Raw genomic sequence first — 16,235 nt, forward strand, 5'->3', positions numbered from 1 at the left:
TGAGTCAGGCGATGGGCGCGGGGACCTGGAAGCAGGCGAGCAGCGCGCTGGTGTTGAGGTACTGGCCGACGAGATTGACCAGGGCGACAAGGCCGTCGATGCCGAATGCGGTCACCGCGTCGGCATAGAGGTCGTCTGGAACCTGGTGATCGCGGACGAGAGCGATGGCCAGACGGTGGGCGATATCGGCCTCGGCGCGCAGACCCAGAGGCGTGTCTCCGTGCCTCAGCGCTGCGATCGCGGTCTCGGGCACGCCGGCGTACCCGGCGCCTGCGGTGTGGGCGTAGAGCGCGTACTCGGCTCCCCACTCAGCGGCGACGGTGAGAATGACCACCTCACGGATGTCGGCCGGGATGTCGGCTCGGGCGATCGCCTCGGCCCACTCCAGCAGAGGCTGGGCTAAGGCCGGGCTGCGCAGCATGGCGTTGAAGGGGCCGATCAACCGCCCGTCGGGCAGCGCGGCCAGGTAGCCGGCCTCTTCCGCGGTGCGCAGGCGAGTGTTTCGCAGCCTGGTGTGGACGGCGCGCTGCGCCCCGTCGAGTGCATCGGGGAGAAGGAGGGGCAACCGCCCGCCCAGTTCGGCGGCTCCGGTGGTGGATTGCTCGTTCACGCTTTGCACGTTAGGTACCGAGCTGCCATTCGGAAAGCGAATGCTTCGCATACTGGATATGCTGATTACTCATGGACGTCTCGGTAGTTGGGCTGCGGGTTCTGCGTGAAGTGGCCGAGCGAGGCACCTTCACGGCCGCGGCACATTCGCTCGGATACACGCAGTCGGCGGTCTCCCGGCAGGTTGCGGCCCTGGAGCAGGCCACCGGCGTTCGACTGTTCGACCGCTATCCCGGCGGCGTGCGGCCGACCTCGGCGGGCGTCGCCCTACTGCGACACGCGGTGACGGCGCTGGATGCGTTGGATGCGGCCGATCGAGAGCTGCACGGTGCCGAGGACGACAGCGGCCCGGTGCGGCTCGGCTTCTTCCCTGCCGCGGGAGCGGTCCTTGTGGCTCGCGCCCTGGCAACCCTGCATCGGCAACGCCCTCACATCCGGGTCACCACCCGGGAGGGCACAACCCCATCGCTGGTGCGGGCACTGCGCGCCGGCACCCTCGACCTCGCCGTGCTGTCCTCGCGGCCACCGCACCGCTCGCCCGACACCGACGATCCTTCCCTGTGGGCAGAACCGCTGCTGGAAGACCGTCTGGTCCTGGCGGTTCCGGCGAACGGCCGGTTCGCTGACCGCACCAGCGTCTCAGCAGAGCATCTCGCCGGCGAGACGTGGATTGCCGGCCCCGCCGGCATCGATGAGCCGCTGTTGGGCGTCTGGCCGGGTTTGCCCGGACGGCCCCACGTCCAGCACACCGCCCGTGACTGGTTGACCAAACTGCACCTGGTCGCAGCAGGAGCAGGCATCACCACCGTTCCCGCGACCCTGCTGTCCGCGATCCCGCCCGGCGTCCGCCTCGTCAGCATCGACGACCTCCCCGAGGAACGACGGCGCGTCAGCGTGGTTCGCTTGCCCGGCCCTACCACGGAGCCGACCCGAGCCCTCGTCCACGCCCTCCATACCCACGCCGCCGACATCGCCGAATAACCCGCCGAACTCCGTGTGATCGGCGGCTTCGTGGGTAAGGGCCACGAGGTGGTGACCGTTGTCGGCACAGCTCACCGACGGCGGTTCGTCACCGCCCACATCCAGGCTCGATACCTCGGCAATTGGCGGGTCGCGCTGATCTACCGGCCCGAGGTGCTCGGGGCGTGCCATCAAGCCCGAATCGATGAACGCTGGAACGCTCAACGCTGGAACCAGCAAGGCTTCGAACCGGATTCACCCGAGTACGGCAAATATATGAATGCACATGCTCAGCGGGAAACGTCCGGAACTGCCGCTGATCGATCGGCTCGGAAGCCGGTGGATGTGCGAAACAGACCGCCCTCTACGAGGATTCGTCCATGACTGCGATCCGAAAAGGGCAGAATGTGAGAGCGGCCTCGAGGCTTGTTGCATCCGTGGCTCAGAACGGCGTGATCACCTTTTTGGATCGACAATTCTGGCGGCGCGCGAGAATGATCCCCCCGAGCTTGCTCTCGGCTGAGGTGAGAGTTCTGGATGCCTCGACGACGAAACCGGCATCCTCTAGCCACGCACGCATTTGGCTGTGCTGGCGACGGTGGACACAGAGGTTCATTTGGTGCCCGCCATAGCCATGGGTCATCAACTGCGACTCGTCTCCGACGTGGAAGCCCAGTAGCAGCGGCCCGCCGGGCCGAAGCGCCCGCTGGAAATGCGCTAAGACCAAACCGATCTCATCGTCGGGGATGTGGATCAGCGAGTACCACGCGACCAGGCCGGCCATCGAGGCATCCTCCAGGGCGAGGTTCGTCATCGAGCCAAGATCGAACCGGAGGTCGGGGTGATCACGCCGAGCTACCCCGATCATTCCGGGCGACAAGTCGATTCCGAACACGTCCGTGCCCAGTTGACGCAGGTGAGCCGTGATCCTCCCCGTCCCGCATCCCACATCCGCAACCGGCCCCCCACCCTGGGCCCGCACCAGATCGGCGAACAACGCCAGGACAGCGCGCTCTTCGGGTGTTTCATCCAGAAGGTGACGCGTCAGGTCTGCATAACTAGCAGCGACGGTGTCGTACGACGCCCGCGTGTCTTCCAGCCAGCCATCAGTGTTCGGTCCCATTCCCACGATCGCAGGTTACCCACCAGCCCGAATGGACGACGCTTTGGTTCAGCGAAGTCGAGATCGACTGCACCACAGTCGATCCTGTCTAACTAGAGCTGTTGATATTCGGGGGTCGTCTCCGACTGCCGAGTACCGGTGCGCCACCGGTGACAGTTGGGTCCGCGTAGAGTCGATCTCCAATCGTTCGTACTCTGGGACAGTCACTAGCGAGGGTGTCCGTGCACGATGCAGATTCGTTGTATTCCGCCAGGTTGGCTCGATACGCGACGACACGCAGCCACCTGTCAGGGACGCCCGACCGTGCGCTCGAACAGATCATGGCGGCAGGGACGCTCGAGAGGTCCGGAATCGGCGGGCGATCGACGGTGGTCGACCTCGACGGGATACGGGTATTCGTCAAGCGAGTTCCGTTGACCGAGTGGGAGTTGCGACCCGAGCATGTGCGGTCGACGGCGAACATCTTCGGCCTGCCCGCGTTCTATCAGTACGGACTGGGCTCGACGGGTTTCGGAGCCTGGCGGGAGCTGATGGCGCACATCATCACTACGGGCTGGGTACTCGAACACGATTATGTCGGCTTCCCGCTCATGTACCACTGGCGAGTGCTACCCGATATCGCACCCCGGGATTTCGCGGACGAGTTCGGCGGCGTGGAAGGCGCTGTCGCACACTGGGACGGCTCGCTCGCGGTTCATCGCCGGTTGACCGCAATCTGCGAGTCCAGATTCAGCCTCGTGCTCCTCCTCGAATACATACCGTGCACTCTTGCCGACTGGCTGACCGGCCATCGCAGTGAAGCCGGAACGTATCAGTGGGCGGCGGAGGCATTGGCTCGAGGAACCGCCTTCCTGAGCAATCATGGATTCACCCACTTCGATGCGCATTTCGCCAACCTTCTGACCGACGGGCGTCTGATCTATTTCGCCGACCTCGGCCTAGCCCTCAGTTCCCAGTTCGACCTATCTCCGGCCGAAGCCGAGTTCCTCGCTTGCCACAGCCTGTACGACAAGTGCTACACCGCCAACCACCTGCTAGCCCATTACCTGTTCGGCGAGGTATGCGACAAATCCGAATACGAAGCGCTCCTGGGCAATTGGATTGCGGGTCGCAGAACGGACAACATCTCACTCGAGCTCATCCCAATCATCGACCGCCATGCCCAGGCCGCGATGATCCTCAACGGATTTCACCGCGACTTGCTCGCTCGGAGCAAGAGGGCGCCGTTCCCGCACGCCCGAATCGACCTGGCCTACAAGGAAAATCGACTGGCGGAGTACCGATTCAACGAGGTGGAGGGGTCAGATCGCGACCGTCGAGCGTAGTGCATTGCTCGAACCGGTCACGCAGTTTCGTCGGAAGAGAAACGGACTGAGGCCATCTCGGGCTGACTGACTCCACAGGACTTCCTGCGGTGCCGCGTTGCGCCCGAATTGGACCTCGGGCCCGATCGTCAGAGGCTGGTCGACGCTGTGGCGAACTCGCCGGCGCTCGCCAGGGCGATGTCCTCGTCGACCTCGTGCCGGGTCAGGCGTCGGCTGCTGGGGCCGAGGCCGAATCCGGCCAGGAGTGCTGCCACCGCGAAGAAGGCCGCGCCGGTGAAGAAGGCGATGCGGTAGGCGCCTTCGGCGGGCAGGGCCACGACGGCACCGTGGGGCAGGGCGTGGCGCAGGGTGTCGCTGGTGAGGATCGTGACGACCAGCGCGCTGCCGATGGCGCCGCCGACGGTGCGCATGATCGAGTTGATCGAGTTGGCGATGCCGGTCTCGTGCGGTGCGACATTGGCGACCAGCAGGGCGGGCATGGCGGCGTAGGCGATCGCGATCGCGGCATTCGCGACGACCAGTGCGACAACGACTTCCGCGCTCGTCGCGTGGAGCAACGCCAGGGCGGTGAGAGCGCACAGGCCGATGACGCTGGCGAGCAGCAGCACGAAGCGCGGGCCGATCCGCCCGACCAGACGTCCGGCGAGTGGACCCATCACCACCGACACCACGGCGCCCGGCAGCATGAAGGCCACACTCGTGCGCAGCACCGAGGCGTCGAAACCGAACCCCGCCAGCGCCCGCGGCGTCGCCACGAAATAGGTCGCCCCCAGGAACACGCTGAACATCGCGAAACCGACGCAGAAACTGGCCAGGTTGGTCACCGCGACCGGCCGATGCGCCAGCAGCGAGGTCGCCACCAGCGGCTCACGCAGCTTGGACTGCAGCAGCAGGAACCCGGTCAGCACGATCGCCGCGGCCACGAACAGCCCGATCACTCGTGCGCTGCCCCAACCCCATTCGTGTCCTTGCGAGATCGGCAGCAGTAGACAGACCAGACCGGTGCCGAGGACCGCGGCACCCACATAATCGACACGGCCGCCCTGCCCCGCGCGACGCGGCAGCGCCACCAACGCCAGCACCAGCACCATCGCCGTCAACACGACGCACAGCCAGAAGATGCGGCGGTAGTCGGCGCCGCCCTGCGTCAGCAGACCCGTCGCCACCAGCGCAACACCGCTGCCCACGCCCAGGGTCGACGCGGTGATGGCCAACGCCCCGGTCAGGCGCTCGGCGGGAAGTTCGTGACGGAGCACGCTGATCGCCAGCGGGAACAGGCCGAAACTGGCTCCCTGCAGGGCCCGTCCGACGATGAGCAGATCGATGCTGTGCGCCGATGCGGCGAGCAGGCTGCCGGCCAGCGTGACCACGAGCGTCGACAGCACGACCGGCTTGTGCCCGTAGACATCACCCAGTCGCCCGAGCAGCGGCGTCAGCGCCGAGGCGGCCAACATCGTCGCCGTCGTCACCCATCCGACGGTCGTCGCCGAGACCCCGAGTTGCAGACCGATCTGCGGCAGCGCCGGTACGGGCAGCGTCTGGGCCATGGCCAGAAGAAACACAGTGCTGGCCATGGTCAGCACGATCGCGGTCGGCGATGAAGCGCGCCGGAGCTCGAGCGGAGAGGTCATTGCTGGCACGCTACGCTGGAATCGACACAGTGTCGATTATGATAGACGCCACGTCGATAGCCGGAATGAAAATCGCTCTAGGGTGAGGTCATGGCGCAGAAGGGCGGATACGGAGTGAACCGGACCCAGGACACGACCGAGGGTCTCCGCCGCCGCGGCACCATGTCCAAGGGCGATCAGCGCGAGGCCCAGATCCTGCACGCGACTCGCCAGCTGCTAACGAAGAAGCCGATGGCCAACCTGACCGTCGACGACATCACCAACGCGACCGGCATCTCACGCACCAGCTTCTACTTCTATTTCCCCTCCAAGCAGGCGGTCTTCGCGCGCCTCATGGAGGACGTGAGCGACCGCTACGCGCAAACCCACGTCTGGCTGCCGTCCACCGGCCCGCAGCGGGAGCTCCTGCGCGCCCAGCTCAGCGGAGCGGCCGAGATCTGGCACGACAACAGCGCGATCCTCGTCTGTTCGCTCGAGGGCTACGACAGCAGCTACCCCCCGCTGACCGAGTTCATCGCCGGCATCCAGGCACGATTCACCACTGGGCTCGCGGCCAAGATCGACCGCGACCGTTCGGCCGGGCTCGCTCCCGAAGGGATCGACTCGGCAACGCTCGCGGGCCTGGTCGCGCTCATGCGCGACGGGCGGCTCTCCCAGCTGTCCGCAGCGCCCCCGGATGACATGCCCAGCAGCATCGACGACCTCGCCGAGGCGATTCTGCGCCTGATCTACGGCCGACTCGATTGACATCGCCATGCTGCGCCCGGGGCGTGGCCAGGATCGGCGGCTGATTCGCGAATCTGTCACACCGAAGATCGGGGCCGGAACCGCTGAGCGGGAAGGCCGTTGGACAGTGCCGAGCCGCACCGACGCCGGATGCTTGATTCAGGCGGGGGCTTTCGGCTCGGTCTACTGTGCTCGCCCGACGCGGTTGGTCGAGACCGCCTACCGAACTGCTGCTGTCGATGTTCAACCCATGGCCACCTGCGGCGCGCCCGCCGTCGTCACCCTGTCCGAACTGGCCATCGAATTGTCCTATCCGCTAGACGAATTCACGGCCACAGCCCTGCGGGGTCTCGTGGTTCCGTAACCGTGGTCCGAGCTGTCAGTTATCAGGACTCGGCGGCGCTGTCGAGGGGCGCAGCGCCGAGATCTCATGCTTCACATGCGGCGAATATCGCGGGGTTCGGGCGACTGCGACGCGTTCAGAATTGCTCGCAGCTCATCGGCATCCCCTGACGCTTCGTTCGACTCGTCCCGGAGGAATTCGGACCGGGTTCGTCGCCGGATGGAACCGGACCGGGTCAGCGGTTTTCCGGAGGGCCGCGCAATCCCTTCGGTGCTGCGCGGCCGGGAGACTCGGGCGCTCAGTTGTAGGACTTGGCGACGCCGTCGAGGAGGTGTTCGAGGGTGTCGTAGTCGGGTGGACTGACCTGGTTGACGAGGTTGACGTCGACCGGGACCTGGTGGGCGGCGGTGGTATTCGTGAACAGGGCCACGTCGGTGGGGCGGAAGCCGTGTTCGGCGGCCAGGCGCTGCAGGTCGGGGTCGGTGGTGAGGAGTTTGCCGATCTGGTCGCCCTTGTCGTCGAGGGGGACCACGGTGTGCTGGGACATGACCGTCGGCTTGGGGTACATCAGGACCATGTCGGGCTTGAGCTGGTTGTGCACGGCCGCATCGACGTACTGGGCCTCGTAGATCCAGGCCATCGGGACGGTGCCCATGCCGTTGGACAGGTAGTCCTTGAAGGGGCCATCACTACTGGATTCGGTGAAGCCCTGCCGGGTGAACAGGCGCGAAACGCGGGACACCGCAAAGTCTTCCGCCTTGGCACCGCGCACGATGGTGTTGTCATTCGCGACGTAGGCGGTCACCGCCAGATACATGGCCGCCGAGTTGGAAGTGCGCGGATCGGTCGTGGAGACCAGCACGTTCTTCGGCACCGAATAGGTCGAATTGCCCTCCAGCTGGTTCCACTGGACGCCCTTCTCGGCCAGCGCCAGATACTTCTCGACGTCGAAAGTCGTTGTCGCGCCGGGCTGCACGATCCCGGCCTGGGTCAGCAGGTCGGCGATCGGCTTGAAGGTGGCGATGACCATGGGGGAGGAGAACGGCACGTACTTGCCGGTCACTCCGCTCTTGCGCTGAACCAGCTCCGCGGCGGCCGAGCTGGACGGGAAGGCGAAGTCGTACTTCCCCAGATCCACCGAGGTGGCGATCTGCCGGGATCCCGCGGGCTCCACGTCCAGCTTGAATCCGTGCTTGGCCAATGCGTCGGCCACCTTGGGATCGTCGAAGAACGCCGACTTCTCCGAGCCGGCCACACCGTGCACAGTGGTCAGGGCCGGCGCGGCGGTGGTTCCCGACGTCGAATCCGGTTGCCGCACAGCCATGATCACCGCGAACGCCAGCACCACCACGACACCCGCCGCGACCACGCTCAGCGCCCGCTTGTTCTCGACCAGCCGAGCCGGAACGAATCGCCCTGCGACAGCGGCGAATACGCTCGTGGTCTCCGCCGGATGCCCATCCGGCGAACCCTCCTCGCCGACCGCCGCTTTGGTCAGATCCACCTCCGTAGCAGCATTCATGGACCGCTTCGGATCCAATTCCCGCCGCGCAATCCGCTCGACGAGAATCGGTACGAACTCGCGCACCGAATGCCCCTCGAACCGCTTGCGCACCGCCCCCACCACGGCCTCGACCCGTTCTGCCGGATGCGCCTCGCCATAGTCCTCGACCAGGCGATTCGTCACCTCCCGCAGTGCCTTCTCTTCCCGCGCAGCATCGACCGCCACAGCATCTCCTCGACCTCACACCGAATTCCGTTGCACGGCAGGAAATTGCGACAAGCCGCGCCGACCGGACCCTATCGGCGGCGGGTGCCGATCCGTGATCGAAAACGGAAACGGCAAGTGCGGGTCCGGCGAATTCCCGGTGACCTCGGCGTCGGAAGACGGTGCGATCCGCGTCGGAAGGCGGTGCGATCCACTGCCTCACGCGGCACGGCGATGGGCCGCCGCGGCCTCAGGCTTGGCCGGGGAAGGCCACGGTGGCCGGGCTGGTGCCCAGGATCGACTGCCAAGTGGCAAGGCGCACAGCGCATTCGGTGAGCGCCTCGATACCGGTGCGGCGGAGATCGGGGTTGCCGGCACGTTCGACCACCGAGCGCCAGGTCGCCGCCGCGTCGGATTCGACGGTCACCGCCAGCTTGGCGGCCGGGATCGGGTCGTTCACCGGGATGGGGGAGGTGTAGGCGGCGGCGGGCTCGGGAACCGTTGCGCCGGAAGCCTTCAGGGCGTCGATGGTGGCGTCGCGGCGGGCGCGGTGGGATGCCGTGTACTCGGCGACGAGTTTGTCGCGGTCGTGGTTGGCGTAGGCCGCGATCACGCCGTAGGCGTAGACAGCGGCGTATTCGGCGCTCAACGCATCGATGAGTGCCTGCTGGTCGGTTGTGTTCATGCCAGGAGAACCCCCGCGTGGGTAGCGCACGACGCGCTGATCGAAGAGAGAAGACCGGCGCGGTAGCCGGAGAGCTGGGCCGACAGGTCGGCGGCCGAACGCTGGGACTGCTGGAGCTGGGTGCGCAGGACGGCGACGCCCGGAGGCGGCACGGGCGCGGTCGGGGTGACCGGCGGGGTGCGGCGGCTGGGGGTGCTGCCGTCGCCGTAAACACCTATGGCGCGGTCGATTTCGGTGCGCAGGGCATCGGCGTGCGCGGTGCGCTGGGTGGCGATGGTCTGCAGTGCACCGGCCTTGTCGGGAGAGGTCGCGATGGCGGCGGTCGCGGCGGCCGCGTCGGTACGGGCCGAGGTCTCCTGCGCGATCAGCGGATCCGGAGCCGCAGGGGTGTCGTTCCTGGTGCAGGCGGCCAGCGCGCCCACCGCCGCCACCGCCAGCGCGCCGCCACCGGCCAGCCGCAGCGCGCTGCGGCGGTTCACGGCGGGGAGGGGAGGTTCGGGGGTGGGGAAGGACCCGGTTCGGTCCGGCGGGACCGTGAGACCGACGACATCGGCCGGAAGGCCGCTCTGACTGCTGGGCACGGCATACATGGTGCCAGCCGTCGCGGACAGCTTGCTGCATGAGGGCCGTCGGATAGGCTGTGATCTGGAACGACGGGGAACCGTCATGGGCGCGTCGTGCTGGACACGCCGTCAGCACCACAGCGCCGACCATGCCGAAATCGAGCGAGTTGGCTGGTCCTTTACACTCTTTCCGCGCGTTACGCTAGACCTTCGGCACGGCATTTCGCCGAATCCTCCCTCCCGAGGGCGGAGACGGGTCTGCCGACCGTGCCCGACCAGTATCGATACCGACAACTCAACCCGTGACAACTGAACCAGGAGCCGCCCCACATGCCGATGCCGACCGAGGAAAGGGTGAGCCAGCTAGTTGCTGAGCTCGTCGAACGCCGAGGATTCGACCTCGAAGGCGTCGCGATTTCGGCTGCCGGTACAGCGCAGGCCAAGCTCAAGGTCACCGTCGACAGCGACGGATCTCCCGACCTGGACGCGGTCGCGGAACTCAGCTCGGAGATCTCGCAGACCCTCGACGACGCCGATGACTTCGGCGAGACCGCCTACCTGCTCGAGATCACCACCCCCGGCATCGACCGGCCCCTCACCTCCCCGCGCCACTGGCGGCGCGCCCAGGGTCGCAAGGTGAAGATCGTGCTGCGCCCCGGCGCCGAATCACCGGAGGAGAAGGGCAAGACCACGTTCGAGGCCCGCGCCGGCGTCGTCACCGAGACCGACGTCGCCCTGGTCCTCGGCGGCAAGCGGAAGCCACACCGGGTGACGGTGCCGCTCGCCGATATCCAATCCGCCGTCGTGCAGGTGGAATTCAGTCCACCCGGCGTGGCCGAACTGGAACTCGCAGGGGGAGTAGCGCCGGGCCGTCCCCAGCCCGGTGCGCCGGAGGGATCCGAAAACGAAGCAGCAGAGTCCGATTCACTGACCGAAGGGATCGTGGAATGAACATCGAAATCGAAGCCCTGCGCGCGATTGTCGCCGACAAGGGGATCTCGATGGAGACGGTGATCTCCGCGATCGAGTCCGCCTTGCTCACCGCCTACCGGCACACCGAGGGCCACCAGCCCAACGCCCGCATCGACATCAACCAGAAGACCGGTGTCGTGCGCGTGATGGCCCGCGAGCTCGACACCGACGGCAACGTCATCTCCGAATGGGACGACACCCCCGAAGGTTTCGGCCGCATCGCCGCCACCACCGCCCGCCAGGTCGTGCTGCAGCGGCTGCGCGACGCCGAGAACGAGAAGTCCTTCGGCGAGTTCTCCACCCACGAGGGTGACATCGTCGGCGGTGTGGTGCAGCGCGATGCCCGCATGAACGCCCGCGGCACCGTCGTGGTCCGCATCGGCTCGGAAGCCCATGGCGCGGAAGGGGTCATCCCGCCCGCCGAGCAGGTGCCGGGCGAGACCTACGAGCACGGCGACCGCATCAAGTGCTACGTGGTCGGTGTCTCCCGCGGCCCGCGTGGTCCGCAGATCACCCTCTCGCGCACCCACCCCAACCTGGTGCGCCGCCTGTTCGCGCTGGAGGTCCCCGAGATCGCCGACGGCTCGGTGGAGATCGTGGCCGTGGCCCGCGAGGCCGGACACCGCTCCAAGATCGCCGTGCGTTCGACGGTCCCCGGCGTCAACGCCAAGGGCGCCTGCATCGGCCCGATGGGCCAGCGCGTGCGCAATGTGATGAGCGAGCTGGCCGGCGAGAAGATCGACATCATCGACTACGCCGAGGACCCGGCCTCGTTCGTCGGGAATGCGCTGTCGCCGTCGAAAGTTGTATCCGTCACCATCGTGGACCCCGAGGCCCGCGCCGCGCGGGTGGTGGTTCCGGACTTCCAGCTCTCCCTCGCCATCGGCAAGGAGGGCCAGAATGCCCGCTTGGCGGCCCGGCTCACCGGCTGGCGCATCGACATTCGTTCCGATGCGGCGCCCGAGGTTCAGGGTGGTGTGCGTCCCGCGGCGGCGGCCGGCGGTGGCGAGGCCCACCGGGGTTGATCTTGCCGGATCGATCCGGCCCGGTCGGTCCTGAGATTTGTGAAACAGACCCCTGGGATGACAGGTTGGTAACTTCCAAGGGGTACGGATGCGGAGATCGGGACGTGACAGCGGTAGAGTGGACGCAGGCTCAGCGCGAGTCTTCGGCTTCTCTGCGCGCCGAGCGGGTGTCAGCAAGATCGGCACCCGTCCGGACCTGCATCGGATGTCGCAGACGCGAGCTGGCCGCCGATCTGATGCGGGTCGTGGCGCAAGGGTCTGCCTCCGGGCAGGACGTTGTGGTCATTCCGGATCCGCGGCACAGACTTCCCGGAAGGGGTGCCTGGTTGCACCCCTCTTCGGCTTGTCTGAGTCAAGCAGTTCGGCGCCGAGCATTCGGCAGAGCACTACGAGTGTCCGGACATCTGGATATCTCAGCCCTGGAGCATTACGTAGAGAACAGGCACGAGCACTCATGAGCAAACCGTGAAGTCCCAGAAATGATCGGCCTTCGAAATTAGTCGAGGTCGTGCGCGCGTCCCGTCGTGAAACGGGCTGCTGCGCTCGACCTCTGAGTGAGGAGAGCAGTGGCAGGCAAGGCCCGCGTGCACGAGTTGGCTAAGGAACTCGGTGTCACGAGCAAAGAACTACTCGCGCGGCTCAAGGAGCAGGGCGAGTTCGTAAAGTCGGCGAGCTCGACGGTGGAAGCACCCGTCGCGCGCCGACTGCGGGAGTCGCTCGCACCCAAGAGCACCCCGTCCAATGGAACCGCCAAATCGGCGACCCCCAAGCCCAGTGGTGATGGCGCCCCGCGTCCGGCCGCCAAGCCGGCCGCCCCCGGTGCCGGTCCCCGTCCGGGCCCCCGCCCGACGCCGCAGGCTCCGGCCCCCGCGCCGCAGGCTCCGGCCCCGGCTCCGCAGGTGGCTCCGGCTGCCCGCGCCGAGTCGGTCGAGGCTCCGGCTGCCCGTCCGGCAGCCCCGGGTAGGCCCGGAGAGGCGGCGGCCGTCAAGCCCGCTGCTCGCGAAAGCATTGCTCCCGCAGCGGCTTCCGCGTCGGCTACCCCGTCCGCTCCGGCTCCGCAGGCCCCGCGTCCGAACGCGCCGCGTCCGGGTGCCCCGGCCCCGCGTCCCGCGCAGCAGGGCAGCGCCCCGGCGGCTCAGCAGGGCGCCCCGCGTCCGGCCGGACCCAAGCCGGGCCCGAAGCCGCCGCGGGTCGGTAACAACCCGTTCTCCTCGGCTCCGGAGCGTCCGGCGCCGCGTCCGGCTCCTCGTCCGGGCCAGCAGCAGGGCGGTCCGCGTCCGGGTCAGCATCAGGGCGGTCCCCGTCCGGGTCCGGCCCAGGGTGGTCCGCGTCCCGGTCCGCAGGGCGGTCCCCGTCCGGGTCCGGGCCAGGGTGGCCCGCGTCCGGGTCCCGGTCAGGGCGGTCCGCGCCCCGGCCCGGGTCAGGGTGGTCAGCGGCCGGCCGCGGCCGGTCAGGGCGGTCCCCGTCCGGGTGGCCCGCGCCCCAGCCCCGGCTCGATGCCGCCTCGGCCCAACCCGGGTGCCATGCCCGCGCGCGCTCAGCGCCCGGCCGGTCCGGGTGGCGCAGGCCGTCCGGCGCGTCCGGGTGGTCCGGGCGGCGCCGGTGGCGGTCGTCCCGGTGGCGGCGGTGGCGGTGGCTACCGCGGCGGCGGCGCTCCCGGTGGCGGTCAGGGTGCCGGCGCCGGTGCCGGTACCGGTGGCGCTCCCGGTGGTTTCCGCGGTCGTCCCGGTGGTGGCGGCGGTGGTGGCCGTCCCGGTTCGGGTGGTGGTCGCGGCGGTGCCGCGGGTGCCTTCGGACGTCCGGGTGGCGCTCCCCGCAAGGGTCGTAAGTCGAAGCGGGCGAAGCGCGCCGAGTACGAGAACCAGCAGGCGCCCATCGCCGGTGGCGTGCGGCTGCCGCGCGGCAACGGCGAGATCGTTCGCCTCGCCCGTGGCGCGTCGCTGTCCGACTTCGCCGAGAAGATCGGCGCCAACCCGGCCTCGCTGGTACAGGCGTTGTTCAACCTCGGTGAGATGGTCACCGCTACCCAGTCGGTGAACGAGGAGACCCTCGAGCTGCTGGGTTCGGAGATGAACTACGTCGTGCACGTGGTCTCCCCGGAGGACGAGGACCGCGAGCTGCTCGCCAACTTCGACCTCACCTACGGCGAGGACGACGGCGACGAGGAGGACCTGCAGGTCCGTCCGCCGGTCGTGACCGTCATGGGTCACGTCGACCACGGTAAGACCCGACTGCTGGACACCATCCGTAAGGCCAACGTCCGTGAGGGCGAGGCCGGCGGCATCACCCAGCACATCGGCGCCTACCAGGTACTGGCCGAGGTCAACAACGACGACCGTCTCATCACCTTCATCGACACCCCCGGTCACGAGGCGTTCACCGCCATGCGTGCCCGTGGTGCGAAGGCCACCGACATCGCGATCCTCGTGGTCGCGGCCGACGACGGCGTCATGCCGCAGACGGTGGAGGCCATCAACCACGCGCAGGCCGCGGACGTGCCGATCGTGGTGGCGGTCAACAAGATCGACAAGGAAGGCGCGAACCCGCAGAAGATTCGCCAGCAGCTGACCGAATACGGTCTGGTCGCCGAGGAATACGGTGGCGAGACCATGTTCGTGGACATCTCGGCGAAGCAGGGCACCAACATCGAGCAGCTGCTCGAGGCCGTGGTCCTGACCGCGGACGCGGCCCTGGATCTGCGGGCGAACCCGAACATGGACGCGCAGGGTGTGGCCATCGAAGCCCACCTCGACCGTGGTCGTGGTCCGGTGGCGACCGTGCTCATCCAGCGCGGCACGCTGCGCGTCGGCGACTCGATCGTGGCGGGCGACGCCTACGGTCGCGTGCGCCGGATGGTCGACGAGCACGGCGACGACGTCGAGGCGGCGCTGCCGTCGCGGCCCGTCCAGGTCATCGGTTTCACCTCGGTGCCGGGCGCGGGTGACAATCTGCTCGTCGTCGAGGAAGACCGCATCGCGCGTCAGATCGCCGACCGCCGCAACGCTCGCAAGCGCAACGCCCTGGCCGCGCGCAGCCGCAAGCGGATCTCCCTGGAAGATCTGGATGCCGCTCTGAAGGAGACCTCGGAGCTGAACCTGATCCTCAAGGGCGACAACTCCGGTACCGTCGAGGCCCTCGAAGAGGCGCTGCTCGGTATCGATGTGGGCGACGAGGTGCGGCTGCGCGTCATCGACCGCGGTGTCGGTGGCGTCACCGAGACCAACGTCAACCTGGCGTCGGCGTCGAACGCGATCATCATCGGGTTCAACGTCCGGGCCGAGGGCAAGGCGACCGAGCTGGCGAACCGCGAAGGCGTGGACATTCGCTACTACTCGGTCATCTACCAGGCGATCGACGAGATCGAGAAGGCCCTCAAGGGTCTGCTCAAGCCGATCTACGAGGAGCACGAGCTGGGTCGGGCGGAGATCCGCCAGATCTTCCGGTCCTCCAAGTTCGGCAATATCGCGGGTTGCTGGGTGCTCTCGGGCTCGGTCAAGCGCAACGCCAAGGCGCGCCTGATCCGCGACAACGTGGTGGTCGCCGAGACCACCATCCAGTCGCTGCGTCGCGAGAAGGACGACGTCACCGAGGTCCGCGAAGGCTACGAGTGCGGTATGACCGTGGGCTTCAACGACATCAAGGACGGCGACATCATCGAGGCCTACGAGCTGCGGGAGAAGCCGCGCGACTAGGAAGCAGTACACGATCCCGCCGGGCCTCCGGGTCCGGCGGGGTTGTGCCCCTTCCCTTTCCGGGTAACCGTGCGCGCATTCCCCGGGGCGCGTTCATATGACTGAAAAGATGTTCTTCGGAGCGCTCGAGTTCGATATCTTGCTCGGTGATGTGCATTCACTGAAAGAGAAGCGCTCTGTCATCCGCCCCATCCTCGCCGACCTGAAGCGGTTCGAGGTGAGTGTCACCGAGGGCGGAGATCATGACCGGTATCGCCGGGCATTGCTCGGTGTGGCAATGGTCAGCTACGGCATGAATCATCTGACCGAGGTGCTGGACAAATGTGAACGGCACGTCGCCAATCGTCCGGAGTTACAGTTGCTGGCGGTACGCCGTCGCGTCTTCGGACCCGAAGACTGAAGAAGTGAGGAGGGCTCGGCATGGCTGATCAGGCTCGAGCACGCCGACTCGCGAAGCGCATCTCGTCCATCGTCGCCACGGCGATCGAGTACGAGATCAAGGATCCGCGACTGCGGTTCGTCACCATCACCGACGCCAAGGTGACCGGTGACCTGCGCGAGGCGACCATCTACTACACCGTCATGGGCGAAACCCTCGACGCCGAACCCGATTTTGCGGAAGCCGCCGCCGGCCTGTCGAAGGCCGCGGGGATTCTGCGGTCCAAGGTCGGTGCGGGCACCGGGGTGAAGTTCACTCCGACGCTGGCGTTCAAGCTCGACACCGTGCCCGACGCGGCCCGCGAGATGGAGGAGCTGCTGGCCAAGGCCCGCGCCTCCGACGCGCGTGTGGCGCAGGTGGCGGTCGGCGCGAACTACGCGGGTGAGGCGGACCCGTACAAGTCGGACGAGGACGAGGACGACGACGAAGCCTGA

15 protein-coding genes are annotated in these 16,235 nt (G+C 67.5%); 9 read left to right on the top strand and 6 right to left on the bottom strand.

All coding sequences use genetic code 11. The features are described from left to right. Positions 1–4: 4 nt before the first annotated feature. Complete coding sequence (locus ACWEQQ_RS26180) at positions 5–610, bottom strand: carboxymuconolactone decarboxylase family protein (protein ID WP_452350070.1); 606 nt, start codon at positions 608–610, stop codon at positions 5–7. A gap of 71 nt (positions 611–681) precedes the next feature. On the opposite strand from ACWEQQ_RS26180, the gene ACWEQQ_RS26185 reads away from it, so the two are divergent. Further along, complete coding sequence (locus ACWEQQ_RS26185) at positions 682–1,590, top strand: LysR family transcriptional regulator (RefSeq protein ID WP_452350071.1); 909 nt, start codon at positions 682–684, stop codon at positions 1,588–1,590. A 421-nt stretch (positions 1,591–2,011) separates the two neighbouring features. On the opposite strand, the gene ACWEQQ_RS26190 is transcribed toward ACWEQQ_RS26185, so the two are convergent. Next, positions 2,012–2,692: a class I SAM-dependent DNA methyltransferase gene (locus ACWEQQ_RS26190; RefSeq protein ID WP_452350172.1), complete on the bottom strand. Its 681-nt coding sequence runs from the start codon at positions 2,690–2,692 to the stop codon at positions 2,012–2,014. Positions 2,693–2,913: 221 nt separating this feature from the next. Between ACWEQQ_RS26190 and ACWEQQ_RS26195 the strand changes: the two genes are divergently transcribed. After that, positions 2,914–4,017 (top strand): protein kinase family protein, encoded by a 1,104-nt coding sequence (locus tag ACWEQQ_RS26195; RefSeq protein ID WP_452350072.1) that lies wholly within the window; start codon positions 2,914–2,916, stop codon positions 4,015–4,017. Positions 4,018–4,145: 128 nt separating this feature from the next. Here ACWEQQ_RS26195 and ACWEQQ_RS26200 read toward each other — a convergent pair whose 3' ends face one another. Beyond that, positions 4,146–5,648: an MFS transporter gene (locus tag ACWEQQ_RS26200; RefSeq protein WP_452350073.1), complete on the bottom strand. Its 1,503-nt coding sequence runs from the start codon at positions 5,646–5,648 to the stop codon at positions 4,146–4,148. Positions 5,649–5,738: 90 nt separating this feature from the next. On the opposite strand from ACWEQQ_RS26200, the gene ACWEQQ_RS26205 reads away from it, so the two are divergent. Then, positions 5,739–6,395 carry a TetR/AcrR family transcriptional regulator gene (locus ACWEQQ_RS26205; RefSeq protein ID WP_452350074.1) on the top strand — a complete coding sequence of 219 codons (657 nt, stop codon included), beginning with the start codon at positions 5,739–5,741 and terminating at the stop codon, positions 6,393–6,395. Positions 6,396–7,015: 620 nt separating this feature from the next. On the opposite strand, the gene ACWEQQ_RS26210 is transcribed toward ACWEQQ_RS26205, so the two are convergent. The 3 genes from ACWEQQ_RS26210 to ACWEQQ_RS26220 form a co-directional block, all read right to left on the bottom strand. After that, the gene (locus ACWEQQ_RS26210) at positions 7,016–8,446 is read right to left on the bottom strand and encodes a three-helix bundle dimerization domain-containing protein (RefSeq protein ID WP_452350075.1); all 1,431 of its coding nucleotides are present in this window, start codon (positions 8,444–8,446) and stop codon (positions 7,016–7,018) included. Between the two features lie 229 nt (positions 8,447–8,675). Next, positions 8,676–9,110, bottom strand: coding sequence for a ferritin-like domain-containing protein (locus ACWEQQ_RS26215; RefSeq protein WP_452350076.1), 435 nt, complete (start codon positions 9,108–9,110; stop codon positions 8,676–8,678). Beyond that, positions 9,107–9,691, bottom strand: coding sequence for a hypothetical protein (locus ACWEQQ_RS26220; protein ID WP_452350077.1), 585 nt, complete (start codon positions 9,689–9,691; stop codon positions 9,107–9,109). The genes ACWEQQ_RS26215 and ACWEQQ_RS26220 overlap by 4 nt, the downstream gene beginning before the upstream one ends. A gap of 312 nt (positions 9,692–10,003) precedes the next feature. On the opposite strand from ACWEQQ_RS26220, the gene rimP reads away from it, so the two are divergent. The 6 genes from rimP to rbfA all read left to right on the top strand — a co-directional run bounded on the left by rimP (position 10,004) and on the right by rbfA (position 16,235). After that, positions 10,004–10,624: a ribosome maturation factor RimP gene (gene rimP / locus ACWEQQ_RS26225; RefSeq protein ID WP_452345819.1), complete on the top strand. Its 621-nt coding sequence runs from the start codon at positions 10,004–10,006 to the stop codon at positions 10,622–10,624. Next, the gene (gene nusA / locus ACWEQQ_RS26230) at positions 10,621–11,670 is read left to right on the top strand and encodes a transcription termination factor NusA (protein WP_452345818.1); all 1,050 of its coding nucleotides are present in this window, start codon (positions 10,621–10,623) and stop codon (positions 11,668–11,670) included. The genes rimP and nusA overlap by 4 nt, the downstream gene beginning before the upstream one ends. A 152-nt stretch (positions 11,671–11,822) precedes the next feature. Beyond that, positions 11,823–12,128, top strand: coding sequence for a YlxR family protein (locus tag ACWEQQ_RS26235; RefSeq protein WP_354839708.1), 306 nt, complete (start codon positions 11,823–11,825; stop codon positions 12,126–12,128). Between the two features lie 108 nt (positions 12,129–12,236). Then, positions 12,237–15,362: a translation initiation factor IF-2 gene (gene infB / locus ACWEQQ_RS26240; RefSeq protein WP_452350078.1), complete on the top strand. Its 3,126-nt coding sequence runs from the start codon at positions 12,237–12,239 to the stop codon at positions 15,360–15,362. Positions 15,363–15,471: 109 nt separating this feature from the next. Further along, positions 15,472–15,762, top strand: coding sequence for a DUF503 domain-containing protein (locus tag ACWEQQ_RS26245; RefSeq protein WP_040859602.1), 291 nt, complete (start codon positions 15,472–15,474; stop codon positions 15,760–15,762). Positions 15,763–15,782: 20 nt separating this feature from the next. Further along, positions 15,783–16,235, top strand: coding sequence for a 30S ribosome-binding factor RbfA (rbfA, locus tag ACWEQQ_RS26250; protein ID WP_452345401.1), 453 nt, complete (start codon positions 15,783–15,785; stop codon positions 16,233–16,235).

This window comes from Nocardia sp. NPDC004123, assembly GCF_053603795.1.

Coding starts and splice junctions, on each gene's coding strand:
- ACWEQQ_RS26185 (WP_452350071.1), top strand. CDS start 682: ATGGACGTCTCGGTAGTTGGGCTGCGGGTTCTGCGTGAAGTGGCCGAG.
- ACWEQQ_RS26190 (WP_452350172.1), bottom strand. CDS start 2,692: ATGGGACCGAACACTGATGGCTGGCTGGAAGACACGCGGGCGTCGTAC.
- ACWEQQ_RS26200 (WP_452350073.1), bottom strand. CDS start 5,648: ATGACCTCTCCGCTCGAGCTCCGGCGCGCTTCATCGCCGACCGCGATC.
- ACWEQQ_RS26205 (WP_452350074.1), top strand. CDS start 5,739: ATGGCGCAGAAGGGCGGATACGGAGTGAACCGGACCCAGGACACGACC.
- ACWEQQ_RS26215 (WP_452350076.1), bottom strand. CDS start 9,110: ATGAACACAACCGACCAGCAGGCACTCATCGATGCGTTGAGCGCCGAA.
- rimP (WP_452345819.1), top strand. CDS start 10,004: ATGCCGATGCCGACCGAGGAAAGGGTGAGCCAGCTAGTTGCTGAGCTC.
- nusA (WP_452345818.1), top strand. CDS start 10,621: ATGAACATCGAAATCGAAGCCCTGCGCGCGATTGTCGCCGACAAGGGG.
- ACWEQQ_RS26245 (WP_040859602.1), top strand. CDS start 15,472: ATGTTCTTCGGAGCGCTCGAGTTCGATATCTTGCTCGGTGATGTGCAT.
- rbfA (WP_452345401.1), top strand. CDS start 15,783: ATGGCTGATCAGGCTCGAGCACGCCGACTCGCGAAGCGCATCTCGTCC.